A 22,763-nucleotide genomic window follows, 5' to 3' on the forward strand; every position below is an offset into this window, starting at 1 on the left:
GGGAAGAGGATATAGAACCAGCCCCAGTAGCGAACGGACCAGTGTTTTTCTAGCATGCCTAACTTAAACTCCTCATAGCTACGAAAAGGTTTCCCTATTTCATTAAAAATTTGCAAATGCTCTTTATATTCAGGTAGTAAAACTAAATCTGGATTAATTGCCCACTGAACATCGTGGAACATACTTTGAGTCGTAAAATAGTCATAAAACATAAAACCTAGCGTACACAAAAACCATACCCAGGAAAGATCGGCACGGATATGTCCGTCGTTATAACGACGCACTTCAATCACCCCGTCACCCAGCTGTTTCACATTGCGGGCAATCACATCAGGATTATAGTTGGATATGCACATTTACTTGGCTCCCACATAAGTTATTTGACTTTCAAAATAATCAGCATGAGTTTTACGCCACCAGGTGGAAACATCTTCGCCTAATTTAGGGTGTTTTACAGTGACAGTCAAAGTATCCAGCATATTACTTCCTTTCGTATTTTTGCTATAACGGTAACCTTTCAGTATATTAATCTGTGTCATATCAATCAAAATTTCACCTTGGGATAAAAATTGCTTTCTAACCTTATGAGTCGGTATCGACACCGGTGTCGGCACACCTCCGCCTAACATCGGATCTGTATTGCTATAATCTTCAATGCTGATTTCTACCATCAGCTTATCTGCACTGCTTCTGTCTTTAAATGCTGGGCAATAGACTCTTAACTGATATTGATTTGCCAAGGTCGTATCAATGCCAATGCCCCAGATCAGGTTATAAAAACCATCCATTTCTTGCTCAAAGAAGGTTTTCATATTTTTATAACTATTTGATGAGGTATTAGATAATACTGATGCTTCGTTTAATTGTTCTTCAAATGAATCTAATCTATTTTTATTCCAATATTTACCCGAATTCCCCCAGAACCCGGTTCTCACCCATTTCTCAAATTCATTATCAGCCACCAGTGAAGTTAAGACTGCACCAATTGCCAATACCACCCCGATACCGACGAACGTGCCGGTGTAGGCAAAGGTGGAAATAAAGAAGCTGATTTCCGCCATGCCTGCCAAAATCGCCGAATTACGCGCGGCGGTGTCGCCGGTGCGTACAGCTTGCTGTGCCTGTGCCAAAGCGATAACCACGCCCAATACATTGGCAAACCGCCCCGCATTTTGCAGTGTCAGATGCTTGGCGATTTGTGTCCCTCTACCGGCTGCCGCTTTTATCCCAATCGGTTCTTTAAACCCGGTCAATGCCTGAATTTGTTTCACCGCCGCTTTATCTAAACGGTTATAAAATGTTCCCAACGTCTTCGTACCAAAGCCTCTGCTTCGCTCAAAACTTGCTACCAAAGCGGCAAAATCATTCGCCAAACGAACAGCCGGATGTAAAAACCATGCTGATAAGGAACCGGAATTGTCTTCCTTATATTTTGCCCATTCACGTAAGTTCACGATTAACGCACCGCCGGCAAAGAATGTTCCCACCGATTCTGTGATGTTTACCACCCGTAATGCCGGATTATATTCATTTTTTACGACCACATGAACGTTCATATTAATATAATGGGATGTGCCCGCTCGCACGCCTTTGGTTAATTCTGCTTGATAATGCGCTGCATTTAATCCTTTAAAGAGCTCATCGGCATTGTGAATGAGAGTATGCATTTGCTTATTTACAATATCCGCTCCTACATTCAGACTGCTTACATGATCCATGGAAATCATCTGCAATTTTAACCCTGCTGCCGCTAAAAAACGTGAATAAGGAATGGCTTCTTTCACCTCTTCTTTCCACAGTAACATCTGTGCAGCCATTACCGATTCAATCATGAGTTCAAAGCGCAGCGATTTTACAGTGAGTTTTTTAGCCGCTTCTTTGCTGATTTGGGTGAGCTTATCGCCGACTGAAAGCAGATTCGATAAACTGTCACCCCATGAGCTTCCCGTAACAAGCGTATTTTTCTGATATTCCATACCCTTTGGCGTATCACCAAACCCCGCCATCGCTGTGCCATAAAATGCCATGGCGTAGTCCGCAATAGAGGCTAATTTTTCCAATTGTTGTTTATTGGCTTTACAAAGGCCGTCTAAAAATTTCATATGCTCATGAGGGGTTCCGTTGCCAACTTGATTAAGCAAGTTAAACTGTGCCACAGCCAAGTTTTTCATGGTTTGCTCTGCCATTAGCGGTGACTTTTTCGCATAGATTTTTATTTGCTCTCGCATTCCTTTATCTAACGGGTCGGAACTCATGAGTCGCTTAAACCAGTTGGGGTTTTTAAACACATGTTGTTCTATCTGTTCAATTGCCTTGGCGGTGGTGACCGGATAAAGAATATTGGAAAATTCTTTCAGGTTATTCGCTAAAATCCGCTGATGATAAGCCGATACGTCTTTAATGTCGCCGATACGATCAAACAAGGCAATGACCACCGTTTTTTTAGCCGAACAACTATCAAACACTTGATGTTGCTTGTTATAACCCAATCCGGTTGCACGACGAAAACTATCCGCTAAATCCTGCACTAACTTTTCTGCTTTAAAATCTGCCACTTTTTCTGTCAGTAACGCACCGGGGAAAATAAACTCAGACGTGCCACCCGTTAGGGAAATCTTCTGCATGACTTTAGCACGTTTAATCGGATCGCGTTCTAACATTTCAAACATCTCCGGTGCCCAACGCACTTCACTATAAGCACATTCTATGGAACCGACTTGCGCATGAACATAAGCATAAGGAAAGGAACGTGGCAATTTTTTCCATTCGCCACGCGCCGTACCATCCGTCCAGACATATTGAGTAAAGTGATAAGGCGAAACACTCGAACCATTGAGCTTTGGGGCATTGCTGTCATCTTTGGCTACCGTATATTCAAAAATTAGCCAGCGCCTCTTTTCGTCAGTCGCATTTCCCACGTGTTTTGCGCGGGCAAGAATATATAAATACCCTTGACGTAAACGGCGTAAATCATATTTCTTATCGCTAATTCCAGTTGGCATTGGTGGAACAGCCCCTGTTTTAGCTGCATTATTTAACGTTTTCGAACTCATACTAAAACGCACAGGGAAGATTGGCACGATATCCAATTGACACGCAAGAGGCTGACCTACAGCCTTAGCATTGGGGTCTAAACGACCATCGGTTTTCTTTGTTGACATAGTCATTCCTAAGTATTCATCGAAGGTTTATTTTTTCACATAATAGTTCACCGAGTTCAATTTCGGTAAGGTCATTACCATATTCTTTTTCAAGCTCAAGCCAATATCTTTTGAGTTTCGTCAAATCTCCAGAAAGATAACAAAGTGTTTTCACTACATTGGTTATACTTCCTTCAATTTTAAACCCTAATTCAAGAGTCTGATTAAAATATTTATCAATATCCGCCTCTGCAATTTTTTGTTCCGGAAATTCGGCCGGGATAATTTCTGTCTGTAGCTTTTCAAGTAATTGGCGTTTGTCGTATTCTTCTAAAAAGCGTTCCATTTCATTATCAAAAGCGACCGCACTTGGTTGTGTCTCGGGTGGTAACTCTTTCAAGTTAAAAATATAAAACCGATTTTCTATTCTTGCCGCAAAATACTCAATGATACATTTTCCATTGCGAAACCCGAAAAATGCAGCTAAGCGCGTTGGGTCATATTCAATATGATGCAAATAAGCCACCAATACCTGTGGGTCGTAGAATCGGAAAAAGTACCATTTCTCCGTCTCTTCTTTATAGAGATGGATAAATTTACGCAAATGATAATGTACTTCCTCAAAGGAATGCTTAGTGCGAATAAAGATGGCCGGATTGATATCCCAACAACCGAACCATTCCTGTTCGGCTTGTGTAAATAAAATTTGGGTAAACCCACTGATGCCTTCATCATTGACGGTAAGCTGGGTGAGATAAGGTGCATTTGTGTCCATGCGATTTTTTAAATCGCCTTTATATAAAGAATCTGTTTGTCCTTCCCGTTCACAAAGCTGGGGCAAGATAAAAGATTTCACCCCATCGACAACCGCATAATAACGATAGCTATCGGGATTCGGGATGAAATCGGGATTTGGATAAACCAAACCTTCTTTTGGATTCTCCCGCGAATTTAGCTGCGCAAAAAACGGATGATTGACTAATGCCTCCGGCAAATAGGGCGGTTGATATGAATGCGTTTCAAATATCGACTGCAGAGGCGAAATCGTTAAACTTTCTTGCGATAAATAGGATTGGGTGCCTTGTTGAGTTTCTTGTTGTACAAGTAAAAAACGAAGCTCTTGTTCCTTTAATTGTTGTGCTGCTGACCAAACAGCGGCTTGATAGCCATGACGTTGGAACCATGTAGTGGCAGGTAAAGGGGCAAGTTGGCTACTCAGTTTGCATTGATAATGTGTTTTATAGTCTTCAATTCTTTGTTGGAAAATATCACGATTTTCGGCAAAACCAATCAGATGGCCAAAATAAAGGGTATTAGGTTGATTAAGGTAAGTGAGCTGGTAATAACCGACCCAAAGTTGTTTTTCTGTTGTCATAGTTTATTTATGGATAAACAGTTAAATTACTATATAAATAGGACAGCAAAGTTTAACTGCTTAGCTGTCCTTTTGTCGCAAAGTGCGGTTGATTTTAACTCTGTTTTTGATTTTTCATGGCTTCACAAACTTCGCAAATCGGTTTTGCGTCATTAGCAGCAAGAGACAATACAGCTGGTGATTCTGGCGTTCCGCTAGATTGTATTAAATTACCTTTTACAGTCACTTTACCTTTTAACGTGATGCCAGAGCCATCAATAATAATCGTACCGGCTTTTCCACGAATATTTACTTGTGTAGTACCTGTTAATTTAATATTTTTACTATGCTGTTTTAATTCTTTCCCAGCTTTGAAAATCGCATTGCGACTTGTTTGATGGGAATAATCTCGGCCAATTTTAACTTCTTGATTGGCGTATACATCCATCGATAGATGATTCCCAATGTTTAATACTTCATCCTTTTCAATTTTAGTCATGCGATTGCGATTGATTTTATTAGATTGATCGCGTCCCACTGTTAAGGATTCATCTTGTCCAACTGTTTCAGTACGGTTATTGCCGATGTTAATGGTTTCGTCATGTCCAACTTGTTCGGTTCGATCATGCCCAATTTGTGTTGTTTCATCATTATTTACAACATTATTTTGGTCTTTTTCTGCATGAATAAAGATTTCTTCTCGGTCTTTTTCATCTTCAAAGCGTAATTCATTAAAGCCGTTACCTTTATGGGTTTTACTTTTTATAGTCATACGCGTTTTATGTTCAGGCAGAGCATAAGGTGGTTCAGTTGTACTGTGATAAGTACGTCCCATGATGATTGGTTGGTCAGGATCTCCTTCTAAGAAATCAACCATTACTTCATGGCCAATACGAGGGATGGCAATATGCCCAAATTGCGACCCCGCCCAACCTTGGCTGACACGAATCCAGCAAGAGCTATGCTCATTATTTTGTCCTTCACGATCCCAAGGGAATTGAACTTTGACACGTCCCCATTCATCACAATAGATTTCTTCATCAGCAGGACCAACTACATGGGCCATTTGAGAGCCATCAACAACTGGTCTTGGTTGCGGTTCCGGTCGCCATTGTGTGGTATTTGGAATGAGTTTAATACGGTTCTCATAGCGGTTGCCCTCTTCACCGGCTTCTTCTTCCAATACACCAGGTTGCCAACCATAATGTTCAACACCTATAATTAACCAATCACGATTAAAAGCTTCTCGTTGATGTCCCTCTAAGCCAAATACATAGCCAGGTTGCACGCGTAAATCATCGCTTTGCGCAAGAGCTAATTCAGCTTCTCTACGTTCGTATTCTAAACGATATTGGGTAAAAGGCTCACCTTGAGCATCTCGTTTATAACGACCAGGATAGTCATAACGTTCGTAAATGCTACTATGACCTTCGTTATTACCTTGACCAGAATATTGGTGCTCTTGGTTATAACGAGGATTTGTAAAAGTATAATCACGTAAAGTTTGAAGGGTCGTACCTAGTTTTTCTTCGTAAGCCCAATGCCATACCGCAGCTTCTGGACGTTGGCCAGCAGGCATTGCGTTATAAACTAAGTTTCCTTTTTTCTCTGAAAGTGTTGTCGAATTAGAGAAATGAAGGATATGGCTATTATTGGTATGTTCAAAATAATAGTAAGAACCTTCTTCGGCAGCCAAACGTTGAATGAAATTTAAATCAGTTTCGCGATATTGCACGCAGTATTCTCGAGTCCAATATGGCGTTTGTAAATGGAATTGACTCTGAGATACTTGATTTTTACTTAGTAGTGTTTCGATAATTTTTTGAGAGTCTTGTTGTTGGAATATTCGTAAATCAGTTTGTAACCCAGCACGACATAAAGAGGGTTCAATCACCATGTGATAACGAGTACGAGTAAAACCAGTTTCTCCCTGATTTAAGGCGGTGACGATACCGTTAACACTACGAACTGCCTCATCTCCTTGCCAGAAGGTTAGTGTAGCAGGTTGGTCAATTAGATAATGAAAATTGGGCTCAGCACCAAAACTGGCGAGGTCGAGTTCAAGTCGGAATAGTGTGGATAGATGTTCTTTTAATACAAAACGGACTACTTCAAATTGAGAGGAGCCATTAACGGTAAGACTGTAACGATAATCGGATTGAACGGCCATTTGGGATTCCTATAAAATATATTGGCAGTAATAATAGCGTTGTATACGTTGTATAAATACTAAATAAATTATGCTTTAGCTTTCATCATAGATTGTGAAGCAATTAATTCAGCGCCACAGGCTGTTTTCATTCCTTCAAGAGCAATACCTCGCCCGTTAGCTAGCATTATGGACGAGCCTTCAATAATCGGGAAGTTACCTTTGCATTTGGGACACGAAACCAGATCCCCTTGTCGGGCGACACTTTTGCCTCCTGCGGTCATGGTTTGTGAGCCCTGAAGTACGGTACCTCCGTGGGTGGTCTTATCTCCAATTACGATTACTCTACGAGCGGACATGACTCCTCCTTATTCTATGAAATGTTTCATTTTGATATTTTAAACTAAAATGATAGGATTTTCTTGTGAAATTGATAGTTTATATATTCATTTTAAAAGAAAATACATAATTTCTAAAATAGTAGTCGTGTTTAATTTTGTCACGTAACAATATCATTTGTAAAAAATGATTCTATACTGCAGACTTTATCATTGATTTAGTAGTGGTGATTTTTTATAATCTAGCTATTTTTTAGCTCGTTATCTAAAAATAGAAATAGGTTTAAATTTCAAAGAGGATTTTATAATGTCTAAAACAGGTTCAGTCGCACCAAAAGAGCGAATTAATATTAAATATACTCCGGCTACAGAAGGTCAAACTGATGAAGTTGAATTGCCTTTAAAACTTCTTGTTACTGGTGATTTTAAAGGTGCTGCAGAAGACTTAAGCCTTGAAGAAAGAGAGACAGTTTCTATTGATAAGCACAATTTTGATGCTGTAATGAAACAATCTAATTTGACGATTGATGTAGCTGTTCCAAACCGCTTGGAAGAAAATGCTGAAAATCAAGACCTGGGTGTTAGCCTAAAAATTGAGAGCATGGCGGATTTTTCTCCCGACAATATTGCTAAGCAAGTACCGCAATTAAACAAGTTATTAGAGTTGCGAGAAGCACTTCTTGCCTTAAAAGGACCGATGGGGAACATCCCGGCATTTAGAAATAAATTGCAAGAGTTAATTGCGGATCCTAACGCAAGAGAAACGTTGGAAAAAGAGTTGGCGATCATTTTAGAAAAAGAATAAGGGTAGTAGATTATGGTTACTAAGAATCAAACTGCAAAAGCTGAAAAAAATTCGCAAACAACAAGCTTGCTTGATCAGGTCATGGAACAGACACGTTTTAAACCTGAAAATGAAGATTACAGCATTGCGCAGCGTGGAATTGCAGAATTTATTTCTGAAATGTTGAAATCTGATAGTACAGATGCAGTTGTAAATAAGACGCTGATAGATGAAATGATTGTTCGTCTTGATGAGAAAATCAGTCATCAAGTAGATGAAATTTTACATAATGATAAATTCCAAGAAATGGAGTCTGCGTGGCGTGGTTTGAAACTTCTTGTAGATCGCACAGATTTCCGTGAAAATATTAAAATAGAAGTACTAAATGTAAGCAAAGAAGAATTGCTTGACGATTTTGAATATGCCACTGATATTACTCAAAGTGGTTTATATAAACATGTTTATTCAGCAAACTATGGTCAATTTGGTGGTGAGCCGGTTGCTGCGATTGTTGGTAACTACACGTTTACGCCATCAGCACCAGATATTAAATTATTGCAATATATTTCATCTGTTGGCGCAATGTCTCATGCTCCATTTATTTCAGCTGCAGGTCCTGAGTTCTTTGGTCTAGATAGTTATGCATCTTTATCTGAAATTAAAGAAGTAAAAGATATTTTTGAGGGGCCTCGATATGCTAAATGGAGAGCTTTAAGAGAGTCAGAAGATTCAAAATATTTAGCATTAACAATGCCACGTTTCTTGTCTCGTTTGCCTTATGATTCAATTGAAAATCCGATTAAAACTTTCAATTACAATGAAGGAATTGATGGCAACCATAATAATTATTTGTGGAGTAATGTAGCATTTTTGATGGCATCTAAAGTTACTGATAGTTTCGCTAAATATCGTTGGTGTCCAAATATTATCGGCCCACAAAGTGGTGGTACGGTTGAGGATTTACCCGTTCATTTATTTGAATCGTTTGGTCAGTTACAAGCGAAAATCCCAACAGAAGTATTAATTACTGATCGTAAAGAATTTGAATTAGCTGATGAAGGTTTCATTCCTTTAACTATGCGTAAAGGAAGCGATAATGCAGCGTTCTTCTCGGCTAACTCTGTTCAAAAACCTAAAAAATTCCCAAATACAGAAGAAGGAAAAGCCGCTGAAACAAATTATAAATTGGGTACACAATTGCCATATATGTTTATTGTGAACCGTTTAGCGCATTACTTAAAAGTATTACAACGTGAACAGATTGGCTCGTGGAAAGAGCGTCAAGATCTTGAACGTGAGCTGAATGTGTGGTTGAAACAGTATGTTTCAGATCAAGAGAACCCACCAGCAGAAGTGCGTAGTCGTCGTCCGTTACGTTCTGCTAAAGTGGAAGTATCAAGTGTAGCAGGAGAGCCAGGTTGGTACAAAGTTTCTTTATCTGTTAGACCACACTTTAAATATATGGGGGCAAGTTTCGATCTTTCCCTTGTGGGTCGATTAGATATTGATAATAAATAAGTAGTTGTTTTATGGGGTTTTGGAACCGAATTAAAACTGCTCCACAGAATACGGATGTTATAAAAAAGAAAACTGAAGCAGAGATTGTAAGCGACTTAATTCGTTCAATAAAAAGAAACATAGAATTAGTACTTAATTCAAAAGAAGGGTGTACATTATGTGCGCCCGATTTTGGTTTAAGAGACTTTAATGACGCAACTGCAACTACAAAAAGTTTAAGTCAAACAATTGTTGCAAATATTCGTTCTAGTTTAGAGCGCTATGAACCAAGAGTTCGTATTACAAGAATAGAATATATCCAGGATACATATGATGTTCTTCAGCTTAACTTCCGTATAACTTGCGTAGTGTTATTAAAACAAAAAAATGAGTTAACTGAATTAAACATTATTTTAGATAGTTCAAATAAGAAGTTTAGGGTTGTGTAAATGTCTTTGAAAGAGTTTTTTAGAGCTGAGTTAGACTTTCTCAAAAGAGATGGGCTACATTTTTCAAAGATTTATCCCCACTTGTCTAGATTTCTATCTGATGAGATCGTTGATCCTGAAGCTGAGAGAATTATTGAATCTTTTGCTTTTTTAACGGCACGTTTGAAAGAAAAAGTTCAAGATAATTTACCTGAGATAACTCAATCAATGATTCAGCTTCTTTGGCCAAATTATTTGCGCCCTTTACCAAGCTGTGCAATTTTAAACTTTCAACCTAAAGAAAGGGCGATTACAACAAAGCATGTAGTTCCTAAAGGGACATTTGTTTCATCTAAACCTGTAGACGGTACAGCTTGTCAGTTTCAGACAACGATGGATGTCTCAGTTTATCCGCTTGTGTTAAATGATGTAAAAAGCGCATCGGGTAGTGAGTCTACAATCATTGAATTAGAGTTAGAGAATATCACAGATAGTGATTTTTCTTCTATACGGTGCGATGAATTGTCATTTTATTTATCAGGGAGTGATTACAGTGCTTTAACTTGTTATCAATGGGTTTTTAATTATTTAACAAAAGTTTATATCAAATCAGAAGACGGTGTAATTAATTTACCACTGGATGTTATTTCTTCTGTTGGTTTTGATCAAGATGAATCTTTGATTCCTTATCCAGATAATGCATTTGATGGGTATCGATTATTACAAGAATTTTTCTTTTTTCCTAAAAAATTTTATTTCTTTAAGTTAAGAAATTTACATCTATATTTAAATCGATTAGGTAAGAAAAAATTTAAGTTATTTTTTGAGTTTAATCGTTCTTTTCCTAAAGATCTAAAATTAACACGAGCAGATTTTTCTTTGTATTGCGTCCCAGTAATTAATTTATTTGAACATGATGCTATTCCGCTAAATTTTGATGGAAAAAAAGATCTATATCCAGTGATTCCGGCTGGTTTTAATCGGGAGCATTTCGAGATATTCGATATTAAGCGTGTTTCAGGCTCAAAGTTTTTAAAAGAGACGGGAAATAGGATTTATACTTATCCAAAATTTGAATCATTTGTGCACAGTTCCGCATCAGGAAGGTATGGGTACTATAAATCAATTATTAAAAATAATATTGAAGAAACAGGTTATGATCATTTTGTCTCTTTTGTATCTGATTCCAATAAGATTTTAGATACTTCTAGAGAAACTATATCTATAGATTTAGATTGTACAAATTATAATTTACCTGAGTTTTTAGGTATTGGTGATATTTGTGTACCATCACAAAATACTCCTTCTTATATTGACTTTAAAAATATTACGTTGCCTGTAAAAACAGTTCGAGCTGTTTTAGATGAATCGATTCATTGGAAGTTAGTCTCCAATCTTTCACTTAATTATTTATCTTTGACAAAATTAGATGTTTTAAAGGAAATACTATTAACTTATGATTTTTCTGCAATGTATGATGTTCAGGCATTAAGAAGAACTGAAAAACGTTTGGCTGGGATGGAGTCAATTATGACTCGTCCACTTGATAAAGTCATAAAAGGTATCGTATATAGAGGTCAAAAATCAGTATTAAGAATAGATAGTAATAATTTTCTCTGTGAAGGAGAATTATTTTTATTTGGTTCGATTCTTGCTGAATTTTTTAGGTTATATGGAACAATAAATTCATTTCATCTTTTAGAAGTTATTAATACAAGCAATAACGAGATATTTAAATGGGAACAGAAAACCTCTCTTCAAAGAGTGATCTAATTCAGTTTGGCTTTCATCAGCTCATAGAAACAATAGCTGAGGCATCGTCTATGAGCTTAGATGAATTAGAAAATACTTTAATTGAGGAATCAATATTTCGTTTCTTTAGTAATCCTAAAATTAATTTTCCTGCTGGGGATATTGAGCAAGTTGCCATTCAAGATGAAGAAGGGAAACGGATATTCCAAATTATTACTAACTTTTTGGGATTACAAGGTGCATCAGGTCCACTTCCAGGAAGTATCTTGGATGAAATTGCAGAGTCGTCGTATGATAATGAGTCTATTCAAGCTCAGTATTTAGATTTTTTTAATCATCATTTGCTCGCAATATTTCACCAAATCTGGAGAAAATATAAATATTATATACGCTTTAAACCTGATTTCTCAGATAATTATTCTCGGAACATTCTGAATATCTTAGGGTTATCTAAAGATTTTATAGGTTTTTCTCATTTAAATTGGAATAAGATTTTTTATTATATTGGTATTATACAATCGGGTATAAGAACCCCGCAGATACTAGCTGATATTATTCGACATTATTTTGATTTGGATGATGTTTTTATTGAGGAGCATGTAAGACAGCTTGTTGAAGTAGAAAATGAACAAAAAAATAAACTTGGTATGCAAAATATGATGTTAGGTAATAATTTTATTTCGGGCGATAAAGTTGAATCATTTTCAAATAAGTTTAGAGTTAATATTGATAATCTAACAATAAGTGAATTTTACCAATTTTTGCCAAATACTGAAAAGTATAAGCATCTTCAAGAGTTGATTCGCTTTCTATTAAAAGATCCACTGCCTTATGATATCTCATTAGGTTTACATCCAGATACGCAGTCTACATTTATTTTGGGAAAGGATAATTCTAGTTGGCTAGGGTGGACGACATTGATTAATACAGATTCAGCAAAAGTTCATTCTTTAAACCGGGTAATCATTGAAGGAACGGCATAAATGCATAAGCTTTTATTGATGGTAACTAATGCGTTGATGCTTGAAAGAGGAACATTACCTTATTGCTATTTTGATTTATCTGGTGGTTTAGTTGGTTCTTCATCAAATGTGAATTGGAAAATAGATAATTGGAAGAATGAAATTTCAGATATTGAGTTTGAAATAAAGTATTATAATACTGATTTTTGTTTAATAGCTCATAGTAAAAAGCTTTTTATTAATGGTACAACGAAAGCTCTCCCAGCGGGAGGAATTATCAAATTAAATGATAATGATCTTATTTCTCTATGTAATTATAAGATTAGAGCTAAGATTTTTACTAATGAAGCAGAAATAGTGACTTTACAAGATGAATTATCTTATTTATTGAATAAACAAACAGATAATACAATCTTAAATTTAGAACATGCTCAGCAATATAATTATGATTTTGAGAGAGCTATCATTAATCAAGATTTACTTGAATTAAAAGCAAATGACACGAATTTAGACCCGTTATTGGCATTAAAAGTAGATGATGAGCCTTCTTCAGAGTTAATTAATGCGATGCCTCATCAATTTGAGTCTATGGAATATAAATTTTTTAATCCTCATATTCATAGTGTTTTAGAATATTATACTCCATTGGATGTTAACCAGTCACAAAGTGAATTAGTGAAATCTACATCTACAGTTGAATATGAAGGAACACAGAATTCTGTATCAACTTTTACCGATAAAGATGATACAAAACCAAAACAAGTGGAGCCTATTTTAGATCCGCTATTTTTTATTAAATAACTAAGGAAATCTTATGAAATTAAAATCTTTATTTATGTTTACTGTTGTTGCATTAACTATGGCAGGATGCTCTTCTAATAATGAACCGAGTGTTAATCCTCGTTTAGTGAAACCATCGACATATTCACTTTCCATTTATGCAACGGATCGTGCGAACATCAACGTTTATTCTCCAAAAGATGATGCTATTGCCGTAGTAAGTGATGAAGCCACAGCAGAGTTTGAAGAGTTAGATGCTTTAAAACCTCAAGCTAAACGTCCAATGACAGCTCATGAATACAAAAAAATGCGACAGCCAACAGTACCAATTCCGATAAGCAAATTATTGAGCAGGAAAATGGAAAGGCTGATGCTAGGGCAACCCCTGTAATGTTAAAAGTTTTCCAATTAACGGATAAGTCTCTATTTTTAAGTAGTACATATGATGATTTTCGTGGTAATGATTTCACTGAATCATTAGGTAAAACATATGTTTCAAATATTGATTTAATTATTGCACCGAATCAGTTCAGATTTGTGGATTCAGAAGAAATGAATGAAAAAACTCATTATATCGGAGTTGTAGCTCTTTTTAATGGCTATGAAAACCGCAAATGGAAAGGTATTGTACAGGTCAAGCCTAAAGGTGGGGAAAGTTATCCACTGTTAATTCGTGTGTTAGACTCTAAAGTTGAAATTTTTAAGGATAATTAATCCATGTCTTTATCGAATCGTGTTTTGTGGAAAGAAGGGCTATTCATTAGGCCTCAACATTTTCAGCAAGAAAGCCGTTTTTTAACATCGCAACTGAAGCAAGTTATTGATATCTCGGCTTATAATCTAGGTTTTGAGAAAATTGCTTTTGATCAACAGCAGCTTTCTTTTGGAAAGTTTGGCATTACTGAATGCAAAGGTGTGATGCCCGATGGAACACTTTTCGATTTACCTTTAACAGATAGTTTACCTTCTCCAATTGGTGTAACTAGCAACCTCGTCGGTGAAACAATTTATCTTTGTCTGCCGATTGTTACAAATGGAGAGGGTGAAATTAAATATTCGCCAAGTCATTCAGATTCAATGGATTTCCGAAGCGAGATTGTTTTTACTGAAGTGAAAGACTCTCATAGTGAAAGTGGAAATTATACTCAGCTTGAGTTGTTGAAAAATCAATATTTCCTAAAATCTTCATTAGATGATTTGAGTAATTATGTTTCTTTACCTATTGCAAAGATTAAGGATATTACATTAGATCATCAAGTTATATTAGATGAAGCATTTTATCCTATGTCATTGCATATTAATGCAATGCCGGCCTTCATGAAGAAATTAGCAGAGTTGTCTGATTTAATTTCGTTACGTACACAAAATATTGTGAGTAGAATAGGGCGTCCAGAACAATCTGGTGTAGCTGATGTTAATGATTTCCTTATGCTTTTAAGCCTTAATAGAGTTTCACCATTAATAAAAAGCATTGTGAAATTAGGTAAAGTACATCCTTTATCTGTTTATGAATTACTTGCTTCATTACGTAGCGAGCTGACTACTTTTGTTTTGAAAGAACGATTTTCAGAAACTTTTTATGATTATCTTCATGAAAATCCAGCGACTTCTTTAGAGCCCTTATTTAATGATATTAAGTCCTATTTAAGTATCGTGACAAATACAAAAGTTGTACCATTACCAGTTGTTGCTCGTCAATATGGAATTTATACGGCTCAGGTTAATGATGCATCACTTTATTCTACAGCTGAATTTATCATTGCTGTAAAAGCACATTTACAACCAGAATTATTAAAGAATCAGTTTATTCAACAAACTAAGATATCAAGTATCGAGCAAATCAATCAACTTGTTCATTTACAATTGCCTGGTGTTCCTGTGAGTGCTCTACCTGTAGCTCCTCGGTATTTGCCTTACCATTCTGGTTTTATGTATTTCCAATTAGATAAAACATCGCCATATTGGGAGAATTTGCTGACTTCATCTGGATTTGGTTTCCATATTACAGGAAATTATCCAGGGTTAGAGATTGAGTTTTGGGCTATTCGTGGAGATTTATCATAATGAATAATAGAGAGTTGTTGAATACATATAATTCATCAATTGATATGCCTTCAGATAGAGTTTTTATTACAAATAATGTGCCGATCATTAATGAAAAAACTGATCTTCTTTATGAGCAAGTTGGAAATGTTGATTTTGATATTGATTATGACTTTCAATTACAAACGCACTCTTACAATGCCTTAGTTGAATTAGCAAACCCGCTATTAGCAACAGCTCTTAGACTAAGAAAATTATCATCCATAGATGATATCGGAAGTTTATACACCAGAATGCAAAATGAAATCATGGCATTGAGTGAAAAAGTAAAAGAATTGAACTATGACAGTGCATTCCAGCTTTCATTCCGATATTGTGTGTGTACATTTATTGATGAAATGGTGATGGCAACTCCTTGGGGGAGCTCTTCAGTTTGGGGCCAGCGTTCTTTACTTGCTCATTTTCATAATGAAACATGGGGAGGAGAAAAGTTTTACTCTATCTTATCAAGAACGATGCTTGAACCTGAAAAATATCATGAGTTGTTAGAATTTATGTACATTTGTTTGGCTCTTGGCTTTAAAGGGCAGTATGCCCTTAGTCCACATGGGCAAGAAAATATTCAAAATATTTTAATAAAATTACAAAAAACACTGAGACCATTACGTGGGTATGATTATCAGAGAAACCAGCAAACGCATCTTTACAAAAGTGATTATACGGTAAAGAAACCGTTATCATTAAATCGTGTTGCATGGGGAACATTACTTGTTTTTGTATTAATTTATTTCTTATATAGTATGCTTTTGGATTCATATTCGACTGAGATCATTAATAATGTAAATGACATTATTAATAATATGTAGTGAGGGATTTTGTTATGGCACCACGTTTTTCTTTTGTATGTAAAGCGATGTTTGCTTTTTTCTTATCTATGTATTCTGTGAATACTTTATCTGAAGAACGATTGGATAAAGCAGAGCAATGCGTATCGATTAAATCCAATATTAATCGTCTTGCATGTTTCGATAGAGTATTTAATACACCAGTTAGAGAGCAAATGATAGATGAACGTGCGGTCAGTAATCTTGTTCCTAAATTGGTTGGTGATATTTTTACATTAGCGAAAGTTGATGGACGGGATGCTTGGGCTGAAAATAATTTAGAACTCGCTTTATTAAGTAATGACGGCAATGCTTCGATATACGTTGCTTGTAAAGACAATATCACAAGATTCCAAATTGCATTGGATAAACCCGTTAAACATAATTTACTGAATGTTCATATTGCTAATAACGATACAAATCATACTGCCTCTAAAATTGATTGGCAGAGTGCAGAACGAGGCTATTTGTTAGATGCTGGGCGAGGACTCTATGCAATACAACAATTAAAATCAATCTTATATATTGATACGTTTTCAGTTTCTCTTCCGCAAGAAGATCGTCAGTTTATTTTCAAAAATAACGGACTAGCATCTCAAGTTGCGCCAATAAGAAAAGAATGTGGTTGGTAAAATGAAGTATCAGAGCATTTTAGATGATATTACTGGAGAATATTTTCCCGTCGGTACACCTGATGAAGAGGGTATCGTTTTTTCTGCGCTTGATGAGCAAGTCATGAAGTTTGGTTCTTTGCAGCATGATACGATTGATTGGGAAGGGATTATTTCACATTCTCATCAGTATTTGTCTGAGTCTTGTAAAGATTATAAGGTTTTACAATATCTAGGTTATGCCTTACTTTATAAAGGATTTAAGTCTAATCTTGTTGACTTTCTATCATTGTTCTCAGAATTCAATAAGAAGTTTCTTTTTAATGCTTACCCTAAGCCTTCAACCGATAATACAATTAATCGTTTTAAAGGAAAGTTCATTACACTTATTTTTGAACGTCTTGAAAATGCAGCATCAATTAATACAGATGTAAGATTTACGGTAGTAGAAAATGAGCAGATAGACAAATTTATAGAGGTGCTTTCGCTTCAATTAAGTGAAAAACTTCCTGGTGTTGAGTCTGCTTTAGCTCGATTACGACGTTTCGTAAAAGAGCGGTCAGATTTTGTTGAGAATTCTCAGACAAAAGAAGAGAATAAAGTCGCACCAGACCAAATGGCTACAGATGCACCAATCACTGCTAGCCAAGTTTCTGCTGAGAAAGTTTCTTTAAATATTCCTGACGTAAATAAATTTGAACTGACAAATGCTCGTCAATTAAAACAATTTTACTTTCAAGTTGCAGATACCACTTGTGAATTACAGCCTTCATCAATATTGGGTTACGTAAGCCGTCGATTTGGACTATGGCATAGTATTACCCAATTACCAGAGATGAATAGCCAAGGTATTACAGCCATGCAATCCGTTCCACTTGATAAAGTAAGTGATTATCGGGAGCAGGTTGTTTCGTCACCAAGTGTGGAGTTGTTAAATCGTATTGAAAAAACATTAACAACGAGCCCATACTGGATTGAAGGGAGTTATTTATCTGCAAAATGTTGTCAAGCTTTAAAATTTAAAGAGGTAGCAGAAACGATAAGAAGTGTAACCGAACAATTTGTTAATAAGTTTCCTACATTTCATTTAGCAAAATTTCAAAATGGAGAACCTTTTTTGAGCGATGTCGTTTCTGATTGGCTTTCCGATAATAATAGTGTGAATGTAAGCTCTCAAGCTTCAGTACAAAATTCATTAGAGAATGACCTTGATGAGCTTTATTTGGTTGAAGGTTTTGTATCTGTTCTGAAAGAAATTGATGAACAGTTAAAATCAGTGATTGATGTTAGAACAAAACATTATTTACAATTTGAAAAAATACGTTTTTTCTTAAAAGAGGATATGTTATCGATCGCTCTTAATGAGCTGTCTGAACTAATTAATCACTGCAAAAAATACACGGTTGAAGAGTGGGATAGTACTTTTTTTACTCAAATAGAACAATTAAAAGATAAATTAATAAAGGATAATGAATGAATTATTTGAACCAATTATTAGGAATTTTTCGCCAGTTTACGCGTCCTATTTTTTCGCATCTTAGAAATTCACTCCCAGTATTACTTACATTAGGTCTAATCCTTATTTTTGTCGGAATTTGGACCTATGGTACATCTTGGAGTTTTACTGGCCTTTCAAATGAAAATGGTTGGGATTATGACTTAGCGAAACAAGTTGGAATGGGGAGTCGAATTATTGCCACTGTTGTTGTTTTGCTCACTTTAGCCATTATTGCTATTTTGAAACTTCAACTCAAGAATGCTCGCTTAAATAAAGAAAAAAATGATTTAGAGAAAGAACAAGAGGAAAAAGACATTATCCTCCCTTATATTAAGGATCAAGATGACAGCCTTGAACTGATGTCTGAAGCACTTAAAAATCATTTATCTAATAAAGATTACATTTATCAACTTCCATGGTATATGGTTCTTGGTTCAGATGAAGCTGGCAAAACAAGCTTTATTAACCGCTCTAACCAGAAATTTACTCTCACAGCCGTAGAAAGAACGTCTAAACGTTATATGCGCGAGAATTCTTTATATCAAATTGACTGGTGGGCAAGTGATGATGCGATTTTGCTTGATCCTGAAGGTGGAATGATTCAGCAGTTAGGTACGGAACGTGATCCAGAGGGTAAAATTGCAAAAGGATTATGGTCACATTTACTTGATTGGATTAATGATGTTCGCCCACAAAGACCAATTAATGGCATTATTTTAGTTGTTGATCTTCCAAAGTTAATTGCATCAAATCACAGTGATAGACAAGCATTAGCCGTTATATTACGTAACCGAATCCGTGAAGTTACCGAACAATTTGGTGCACGAGTTCCCGTCTATGTTGTTTTAAATAAAGCTGATCTTATTGAAGGTTTTGAAACATTCTACAGTGATTTGAAACAAGCTGAACGTCATAAAAATTTAGGTTTTTCTTTCACATTAAATACAGATGAACAAATCGATAATTGGACAAAAGAATTATCGGATAGCTATACTGCTTTTGTTAAAGAGATCGAAGAAATTATTTTTGATAAATTAGCTGGAACAATTTCGCAAGAAGAACGAGAATCGCTTTATATGTATGCTCGCCAATTAAGTGGTATGCAGAATATCTTGCTTCAATTTATCAGCGATATACTAGAGAGCGATCGTTTCACAACCACACCTTATGTTCGTGGTGTGTATTTTTCTTCTATCTTCCAAGAAGGCATACCGATGGATTTTTATCAAGCGGCCATTTCTAAGCAGTTTGATTTACCTCATGTTGTGCCGAGCTATTTGCCTGAACGTTCTCAAAGAACATATTTTACGCATAATTTCTTTCAAAATATTATTTATCCTGAAGCTGGACTCGTTAGCGATAACGAAAAAGAAATTCGACGCAGTAAACGTAAATTTATTTTAGGCGCTATTGCGATGGCTGTTTGTGGTATTTGTGTTTTAGCGACATGGCAAAATTACTTCTATCAAAATAAAACAACATCAGTAAAAATTCTAAAATTGACTGAAGAATTCCGTCAAATGAACATCAGTCAATCCATGGATCCGACAGGACGTAATTTATTAAAACCATTGAATATATTACGTCAGGCTACATATGGTTATGGAAACTATGAAAAGGCCTTACCTATAATTAAAGATTTTGGGTTATACCAAGGTAAAAAAGTAGGTGGAAAAGTAAGTGAAGCGTATAAAAAATTCCTTGGGGAGCGTTTTTTACCTGAAATTGCGATGGGACTGATTGAGCAAATGGATGCTTTACCTGAAGATAGCAATGAAGGACTTGAGTTATTACGTGTTTATCGAATGATCGATGACATGGCAAATAGAAAGGTTAAAATTCCAGAGCAGTGGATGACGAAATATTTGCAAAAAAATTATCCTAAGAATCCAGATATTCAGCGTCAGCTTATGGCTCATTTTAGCTATGCAATGGAACATGTAGATCCAGATCTCAGTATGTTTGATAAAAAAATTGCAGATAAACAGCAGGAATACAGTAAATTACCATTGGCAGACCGTGTTTACCAAAACTTTAAAATTCTGGCAAATACAGAACTGCAGCCAGCCACTGATTTGAAGGCTGAAATTGGACAAACTTTTACCACTATATTTAAAACCGATTTTACAACTGAAGATCCTAAAACATTTTTTAGAGATAAAAATATTAGTTGGTATGGTACATTAATTAGTCCACTATTTACCGATTGGGCATATAAAGATTTTTATGATCCTAAAGCTCAAGATTTATTGCAGCTTGCTGCAATAGATGCTTGGGTACTTGGTAAGCAGCAAACGACAAATTATTCAAAAGAAGAGCTAGCTAATTTATCTGAAGAAATCCGAGAACGTTACATCGCGGATTACATTCAGACATGGCAAGATGCATTAAATAATTTAGAAATTATTCATTTTGTTGATTTGCGTCATGCGGTAGATGTATTAGATGCTTTAACCAGTAATGAAAAACCATTACAAAAAATGATTAATTTAATTGATAAGAACAGTGATATTTATCCAAGTTTATCGGGAATTAATGCTGAAAACCGTAATGAAAATACAAATGTAGCAACAGCAAATCAAATGGCATCATTGCAAATTGCACAACACTTTGCCCCTTTAGTTAATGAGGTAAAAGCAGCGTCAGATGCAGGACAGCCACATATGGATACGGTAATGAAAAAATTGTCTGAGTTAAAATTCTATATGCAGACAATTCAGAAATCACCGGAACCATCTCAAACTGCATTGAAAGCAATTATGGCAGAGCTTAATTTAGAACGAACAAATCCAACTGTTGATTTAAAACGTTTAGCGAATGAAATGGCTGAACCACTTTCAACTCAATTAAACAAAGTAGCAGATGAGGCTTGGACACTCGAACTAAAAACAGCATTAAGTGAAATTAATACACTATGGAATCGTAATGTATATGGTTTCTATAAGAGTAGAATCGCAAATCGTTACCCATTAAATCGTAAGGCGAGCGAAAATATCTCATTGGATGATTTCCGTGAGTTCTTTGGACCAAACGGGCGTGTACAGCGTTTTTACAATGATTATTTAAAATTCTTCCTAGAAGACAATGCGGAACTTTCTGTAGTTAACGGCGAAAGTGTGATTTCCTCATCATTCTTAGCTGCGCTTCAGGATTTACAAAATATTCAACGAAATTATTTTGATGCTTCAGGTAATGTTAATATTTCTTTCAGCTTAAAACCGCTAGGGCTCTCTGGGAAATTTACGGCATCTACATTTAATATTGATGGTCAGTTACTGAAATATAGCCATGAGGTACCGTCTGCAAGTCGCTTAATTTGGCCGAATACGACACGACAAGATGTTGAAACAAGTTTAACGCTTGTTACATCAACTGGAGATACATCAACTCTTCGTCGAACAGGTGAATGGTCATTATTCCGAGTGTTAGATCAAGCGGCGAAGAAGGTAAATGGACAATCTGTAGATCTCTCATTTAAATTAAATGGTGGAGCGATCAATTATAGATTAACGGTAGAAAATGGAACCAATCCATTCTTTGGTGGCGTGTTAAGCAACTTTAGATTACCATCAAAATTACTTGATCCAGAAAAAGAAGGTAAAAGCTCTTTAGAACCAATGGAAATTTATGAAGAAGAAGTGAAATTTCCAGAAAATAATTAATTTAAGTACAAGGGAAATATAATATTTCCCTTTTTTATAGAAAATAAAAAGCTAAATAGAAATCTATTTAGCTTTTTCATTAAGTAGATACAATTAAACTTGTGGTCTACGCCAGTCATCAGAACCTGATGTGCCAGCAATAGTGTGATCCCAGTTAATTTTACGGTAGCTCATACTTACTTCTAATAATTGAGTGTATGGTGCGTTGCTTGGATCTTGCGCATTTGGCATTACTAAGTTCATATCAACGATTACTGCGTCTTCTAATACAGTAGAGAAGAACTCTTCTTGGCGACCATCAATAGAGGTACGGAACCAAGTTACTTGAACTTTTGGTAACATTTCACCGGAAGCTAATGCGTTATACATCAAAGGCACTGCTTTGTTTAAAGAGCAAGTAAATTTGAATGCTTTGTGAACGCGTTGACCAGATGGTTGACCAGATTGTGGATCAGTTGGAACAGTAACGATATGGCTAATCGCTTGTGCCATGATCTCATCTTCATGACCTTCAACATAAACATTACCGACTGAATCTTCGGTAAATGCACCTGCTGTAATTTTTCCTTGATTACTACCTTCAATGGAAATAAATGCTGGTGTAGGCATAAAATTCTCCTAATGACTTTAAAGATGAATATATTTATTGTCTTTACAGACAAGCGTAACTATATCAAATTATGAACGATTTAACATTAAATTTTAGATAAAATAAGTAATTTTTTAAATGGTTAGAATATTTAAGCTTAAAGATATTTAAGGGATAAAATAATCTCTACTTCAAGTAATATCGCTTTTCTAAGCGTTTTAAGAACGTTGAAAAATTCTACCGCACTTTTCAATTTAACCTATTTATTAATCTTGCAAAGCGGGTGATTTTT

General features: G+C 35.8%; 18 protein-coding genes and 1 pseudogene. 13 read left to right on the top strand and 6 right to left on the bottom strand.

Annotated features, from left to right (window positions below; all coding sequences use genetic code 11):
• From HMPREF3263_RS10880 to HMPREF3263_RS06990, 5 genes and pseudogenes are all read right to left on the bottom strand, one after another.
• Nucleotides 1–356, bottom strand: a pseudogene (locus HMPREF3263_RS10880) (hypothetical protein); the annotation flags it as partial.
• Nucleotides 357–3,161, bottom strand: coding sequence for a toxin VasX (locus tag HMPREF3263_RS10610; RefSeq protein WP_083327599.1), 2,805 nt, complete (start codon nucleotides 3,159–3,161; stop codon nucleotides 357–359).
• Between the two features lie 16 nt (nucleotides 3,162–3,177).
• Entirely contained in the window at nucleotides 3,178–4,515 is a 1,338-nt protein-coding gene (locus tag HMPREF3263_RS06980; protein WP_005700054.1) for a DUF4123 domain-containing protein, read from the bottom strand.
• A 94-nt stretch (nucleotides 4,516–4,609) separates the two neighbouring features.
• A complete protein-coding gene (locus HMPREF3263_RS06985) occupies nucleotides 4,610–6,664 on the bottom strand; it encodes a type VI secretion system Vgr family protein (protein WP_070853127.1) in 2,055 nt (684 codons plus the stop codon).
• A gap of 68 nt (nucleotides 6,665–6,732) precedes the next feature.
• Entirely contained in the window at nucleotides 6,733–7,002 is a 270-nt protein-coding gene (locus tag HMPREF3263_RS06990) for a PAAR domain-containing protein (protein WP_005696616.1), read from the bottom strand.
• A 286-nt stretch (nucleotides 7,003–7,288) separates the two neighbouring features.
• Between HMPREF3263_RS06990 and tssB the strand changes: the two genes are divergently transcribed.
• The 13 genes from tssB to tssM are packed head-to-tail and all read left to right on the top strand — an operon-like array spanning nucleotide 7,289 to nucleotide 21,882.
• Nucleotides 7,289–7,786: a type VI secretion system contractile sheath small subunit gene (tssB, locus tag HMPREF3263_RS06995; protein ID WP_005696615.1), complete on the top strand. Its 498-nt coding sequence runs from the start codon at nucleotides 7,289–7,291 to the stop codon at nucleotides 7,784–7,786.
• A 12-nt stretch (nucleotides 7,787–7,798) separates the two neighbouring features.
• Nucleotides 7,799–9,283: a type VI secretion system contractile sheath large subunit gene (gene tssC, locus HMPREF3263_RS07000; protein WP_005696614.1), complete on the top strand. Its 1,485-nt coding sequence runs from the start codon at nucleotides 7,799–7,801 to the stop codon at nucleotides 9,281–9,283.
• An 11-nt stretch (nucleotides 9,284–9,294) separates the two neighbouring features.
• Nucleotides 9,295–9,711: a type VI secretion system baseplate subunit TssE gene (gene tssE, locus HMPREF3263_RS07005; RefSeq protein WP_005696613.1), complete on the top strand. Its 417-nt coding sequence runs from the start codon at nucleotides 9,295–9,297 to the stop codon at nucleotides 9,709–9,711.
• Nucleotides 9,712–11,463, top strand: a complete 1,752-nt coding sequence (tssF, locus tag HMPREF3263_RS07010) for a type VI secretion system baseplate subunit TssF (RefSeq protein WP_005696612.1) — start codon at nucleotides 9,712–9,714, stop codon at nucleotides 11,461–11,463.
• Complete coding sequence (tssG, locus tag HMPREF3263_RS07015) at nucleotides 11,427–12,425, top strand: type VI secretion system baseplate subunit TssG (RefSeq protein WP_049370573.1); 999 nt, start codon at nucleotides 11,427–11,429, stop codon at nucleotides 12,423–12,425. Before tssF ends, tssG begins: the two co-directional genes overlap by 37 nt.
• Complete coding sequence (locus HMPREF3263_RS07020) at nucleotides 12,426–13,205, top strand: hypothetical protein (protein ID WP_070853128.1); 780 nt, start codon at nucleotides 12,426–12,428, stop codon at nucleotides 13,203–13,205.
• A 13-nt stretch (nucleotides 13,206–13,218) separates the two neighbouring features.
• On the top strand, nucleotides 13,219–13,575 hold the full coding sequence (locus HMPREF3263_RS10885; protein ID WP_032822635.1) for a hypothetical protein: 357 nt from the start codon (nucleotides 13,219–13,221) through the stop codon (nucleotides 13,573–13,575).
• Nucleotides 13,575–13,898, top strand: coding sequence for a type VI secretion system lipoprotein TssJ (gene tssJ / locus HMPREF3263_RS10890; protein WP_248699982.1), 324 nt, complete (start codon nucleotides 13,575–13,577; stop codon nucleotides 13,896–13,898). The genes HMPREF3263_RS10885 and tssJ overlap by 1 nt, the downstream gene beginning before the upstream one ends.
• A gap of 3 nt (nucleotides 13,899–13,901) precedes the next feature.
• A complete protein-coding gene (gene tssK, locus HMPREF3263_RS07030) occupies nucleotides 13,902–15,248 on the top strand; it encodes a type VI secretion system baseplate subunit TssK (RefSeq protein WP_005696608.1) in 1,347 nt (448 codons plus the stop codon).
• Entirely contained in the window at nucleotides 15,248–16,093 is an 846-nt protein-coding gene (gene icmH, locus HMPREF3263_RS07035) for a type IVB secretion system protein IcmH/DotU (RefSeq protein ID WP_070853129.1), read from the top strand. Before tssK ends, icmH begins: the two co-directional genes overlap by 1 nt.
• Nucleotides 16,094–16,107: 14 nt before the next feature.
• The gene (locus HMPREF3263_RS07040) at nucleotides 16,108–16,743 is read left to right on the top strand and encodes a type VI secretion system-associated protein TagO (RefSeq protein ID WP_005697072.1); all 636 of its coding nucleotides are present in this window, start codon (nucleotides 16,108–16,110) and stop codon (nucleotides 16,741–16,743) included.
• A gap of 1 nt (nucleotide 16,744) precedes the next feature.
• On the top strand, nucleotides 16,745–18,199 hold the full coding sequence (gene tssA / locus HMPREF3263_RS07045; protein WP_070853131.1) for a type VI secretion system protein TssA: 1,455 nt from the start codon (nucleotides 16,745–16,747) through the stop codon (nucleotides 18,197–18,199).
• Entirely contained in the window at nucleotides 18,196–21,882 is a 3,687-nt protein-coding gene (gene tssM, locus HMPREF3263_RS07050; RefSeq protein ID WP_005696603.1) for a type VI secretion system membrane subunit TssM, read from the top strand. Before tssA ends, tssM begins: the two co-directional genes overlap by 4 nt.
• A 93-nt stretch (nucleotides 21,883–21,975) precedes the next feature.
• Here tssM and HMPREF3263_RS07055 read toward each other — a convergent pair whose 3' ends face one another.
• On the bottom strand, nucleotides 21,976–22,491 hold the full coding sequence (locus HMPREF3263_RS07055) for an Hcp family type VI secretion system effector (RefSeq protein WP_005696601.1): 516 nt from the start codon (nucleotides 22,489–22,491) through the stop codon (nucleotides 21,976–21,978).
• Between the last annotated feature and the right edge of the window lie 272 nt (nucleotides 22,492–22,763).

Source organism: Haemophilus sp. HMSC61B11 (assembly GCF_001838615.1).
GTDB classification, from domain to species: Bacteria; Pseudomonadota; Gammaproteobacteria; order Enterobacterales; family Pasteurellaceae; genus Haemophilus_D; species Haemophilus_D parainfluenzae_AD.

What these genes read in the sequence shown, in the direction of transcription:
- HMPREF3263_RS07055 (WP_005696601.1), bottom strand. Translation starts at nt 22,491, where the DNA reads ATGCCTACACCAGCATTTATTTCCATTGAAGGTAGTAATCAAGGAAAA.
- HMPREF3263_RS06980 (WP_005700054.1), bottom strand. Translation starts at nt 4,515, where the DNA reads ATGACAACAGAAAAACAACTTTGGGTCGGTTATTACCAGCTCACTTAC.
- tssK (WP_005696608.1), top strand. Translation starts at nt 13,902, where the DNA reads ATGTCTTTATCGAATCGTGTTTTGTGGAAAGAAGGGCTATTCATTAGG.
- tssM (WP_005696603.1), top strand. Translation starts at nt 18,196, where the DNA reads ATGAATTATTTGAACCAATTATTAGGAATTTTTCGCCAGTTTACGCGT.
- tssE (WP_005696613.1), top strand. Translation starts at nt 9,295, where the DNA reads ATGGGGTTTTGGAACCGAATTAAAACTGCTCCACAGAATACGGATGTT.
- tssA (WP_070853131.1), top strand. Translation starts at nt 16,745, where the DNA reads ATGAAGTATCAGAGCATTTTAGATGATATTACTGGAGAATATTTTCCC.
- HMPREF3263_RS07040 (WP_005697072.1), top strand. Translation starts at nt 16,108, where the DNA reads ATGGCACCACGTTTTTCTTTTGTATGTAAAGCGATGTTTGCTTTTTTC.
- tssF (WP_005696612.1), top strand. Translation starts at nt 9,712, where the DNA reads ATGTCTTTGAAAGAGTTTTTTAGAGCTGAGTTAGACTTTCTCAAAAGA.
- tssB (WP_005696615.1), top strand. Translation starts at nt 7,289, where the DNA reads ATGTCTAAAACAGGTTCAGTCGCACCAAAAGAGCGAATTAATATTAAA.
- HMPREF3263_RS10610 (WP_083327599.1), bottom strand. Translation starts at nt 3,161, where the DNA reads ATGTCAACAAAGAAAACCGATGGTCGTTTAGACCCCAATGCTAAGGCT.
- HMPREF3263_RS07020 (WP_070853128.1), top strand. Translation starts at nt 12,426, where the DNA reads ATGCATAAGCTTTTATTGATGGTAACTAATGCGTTGATGCTTGAAAGA.
- tssG (WP_049370573.1), top strand. Translation starts at nt 11,427, where the DNA reads ATGGGAACAGAAAACCTCTCTTCAAAGAGTGATCTAATTCAGTTTGGC.
- HMPREF3263_RS06990 (WP_005696616.1), bottom strand. Translation starts at nt 7,002, where the DNA reads ATGTCCGCTCGTAGAGTAATCGTAATTGGAGATAAGACCACCCACGGA.
- tssJ (WP_248699982.1), top strand. Translation starts at nt 13,575, where the DNA reads ATGTTAAAAGTTTTCCAATTAACGGATAAGTCTCTATTTTTAAGTAGT.
- tssC (WP_005696614.1), top strand. Translation starts at nt 7,799, where the DNA reads ATGGTTACTAAGAATCAAACTGCAAAAGCTGAAAAAAATTCGCAAACA.
- HMPREF3263_RS06985 (WP_070853127.1), bottom strand. Translation starts at nt 6,664, where the DNA reads ATGGCCGTTCAATCCGATTATCGTTACAGTCTTACCGTTAATGGCTCC.
- HMPREF3263_RS10885 (WP_032822635.1), top strand. Translation starts at nt 13,219, where the DNA reads ATGAAATTAAAATCTTTATTTATGTTTACTGTTGTTGCATTAACTATG.
- icmH (WP_070853129.1), top strand. Translation starts at nt 15,248, where the DNA reads ATGAATAATAGAGAGTTGTTGAATACATATAATTCATCAATTGATATG.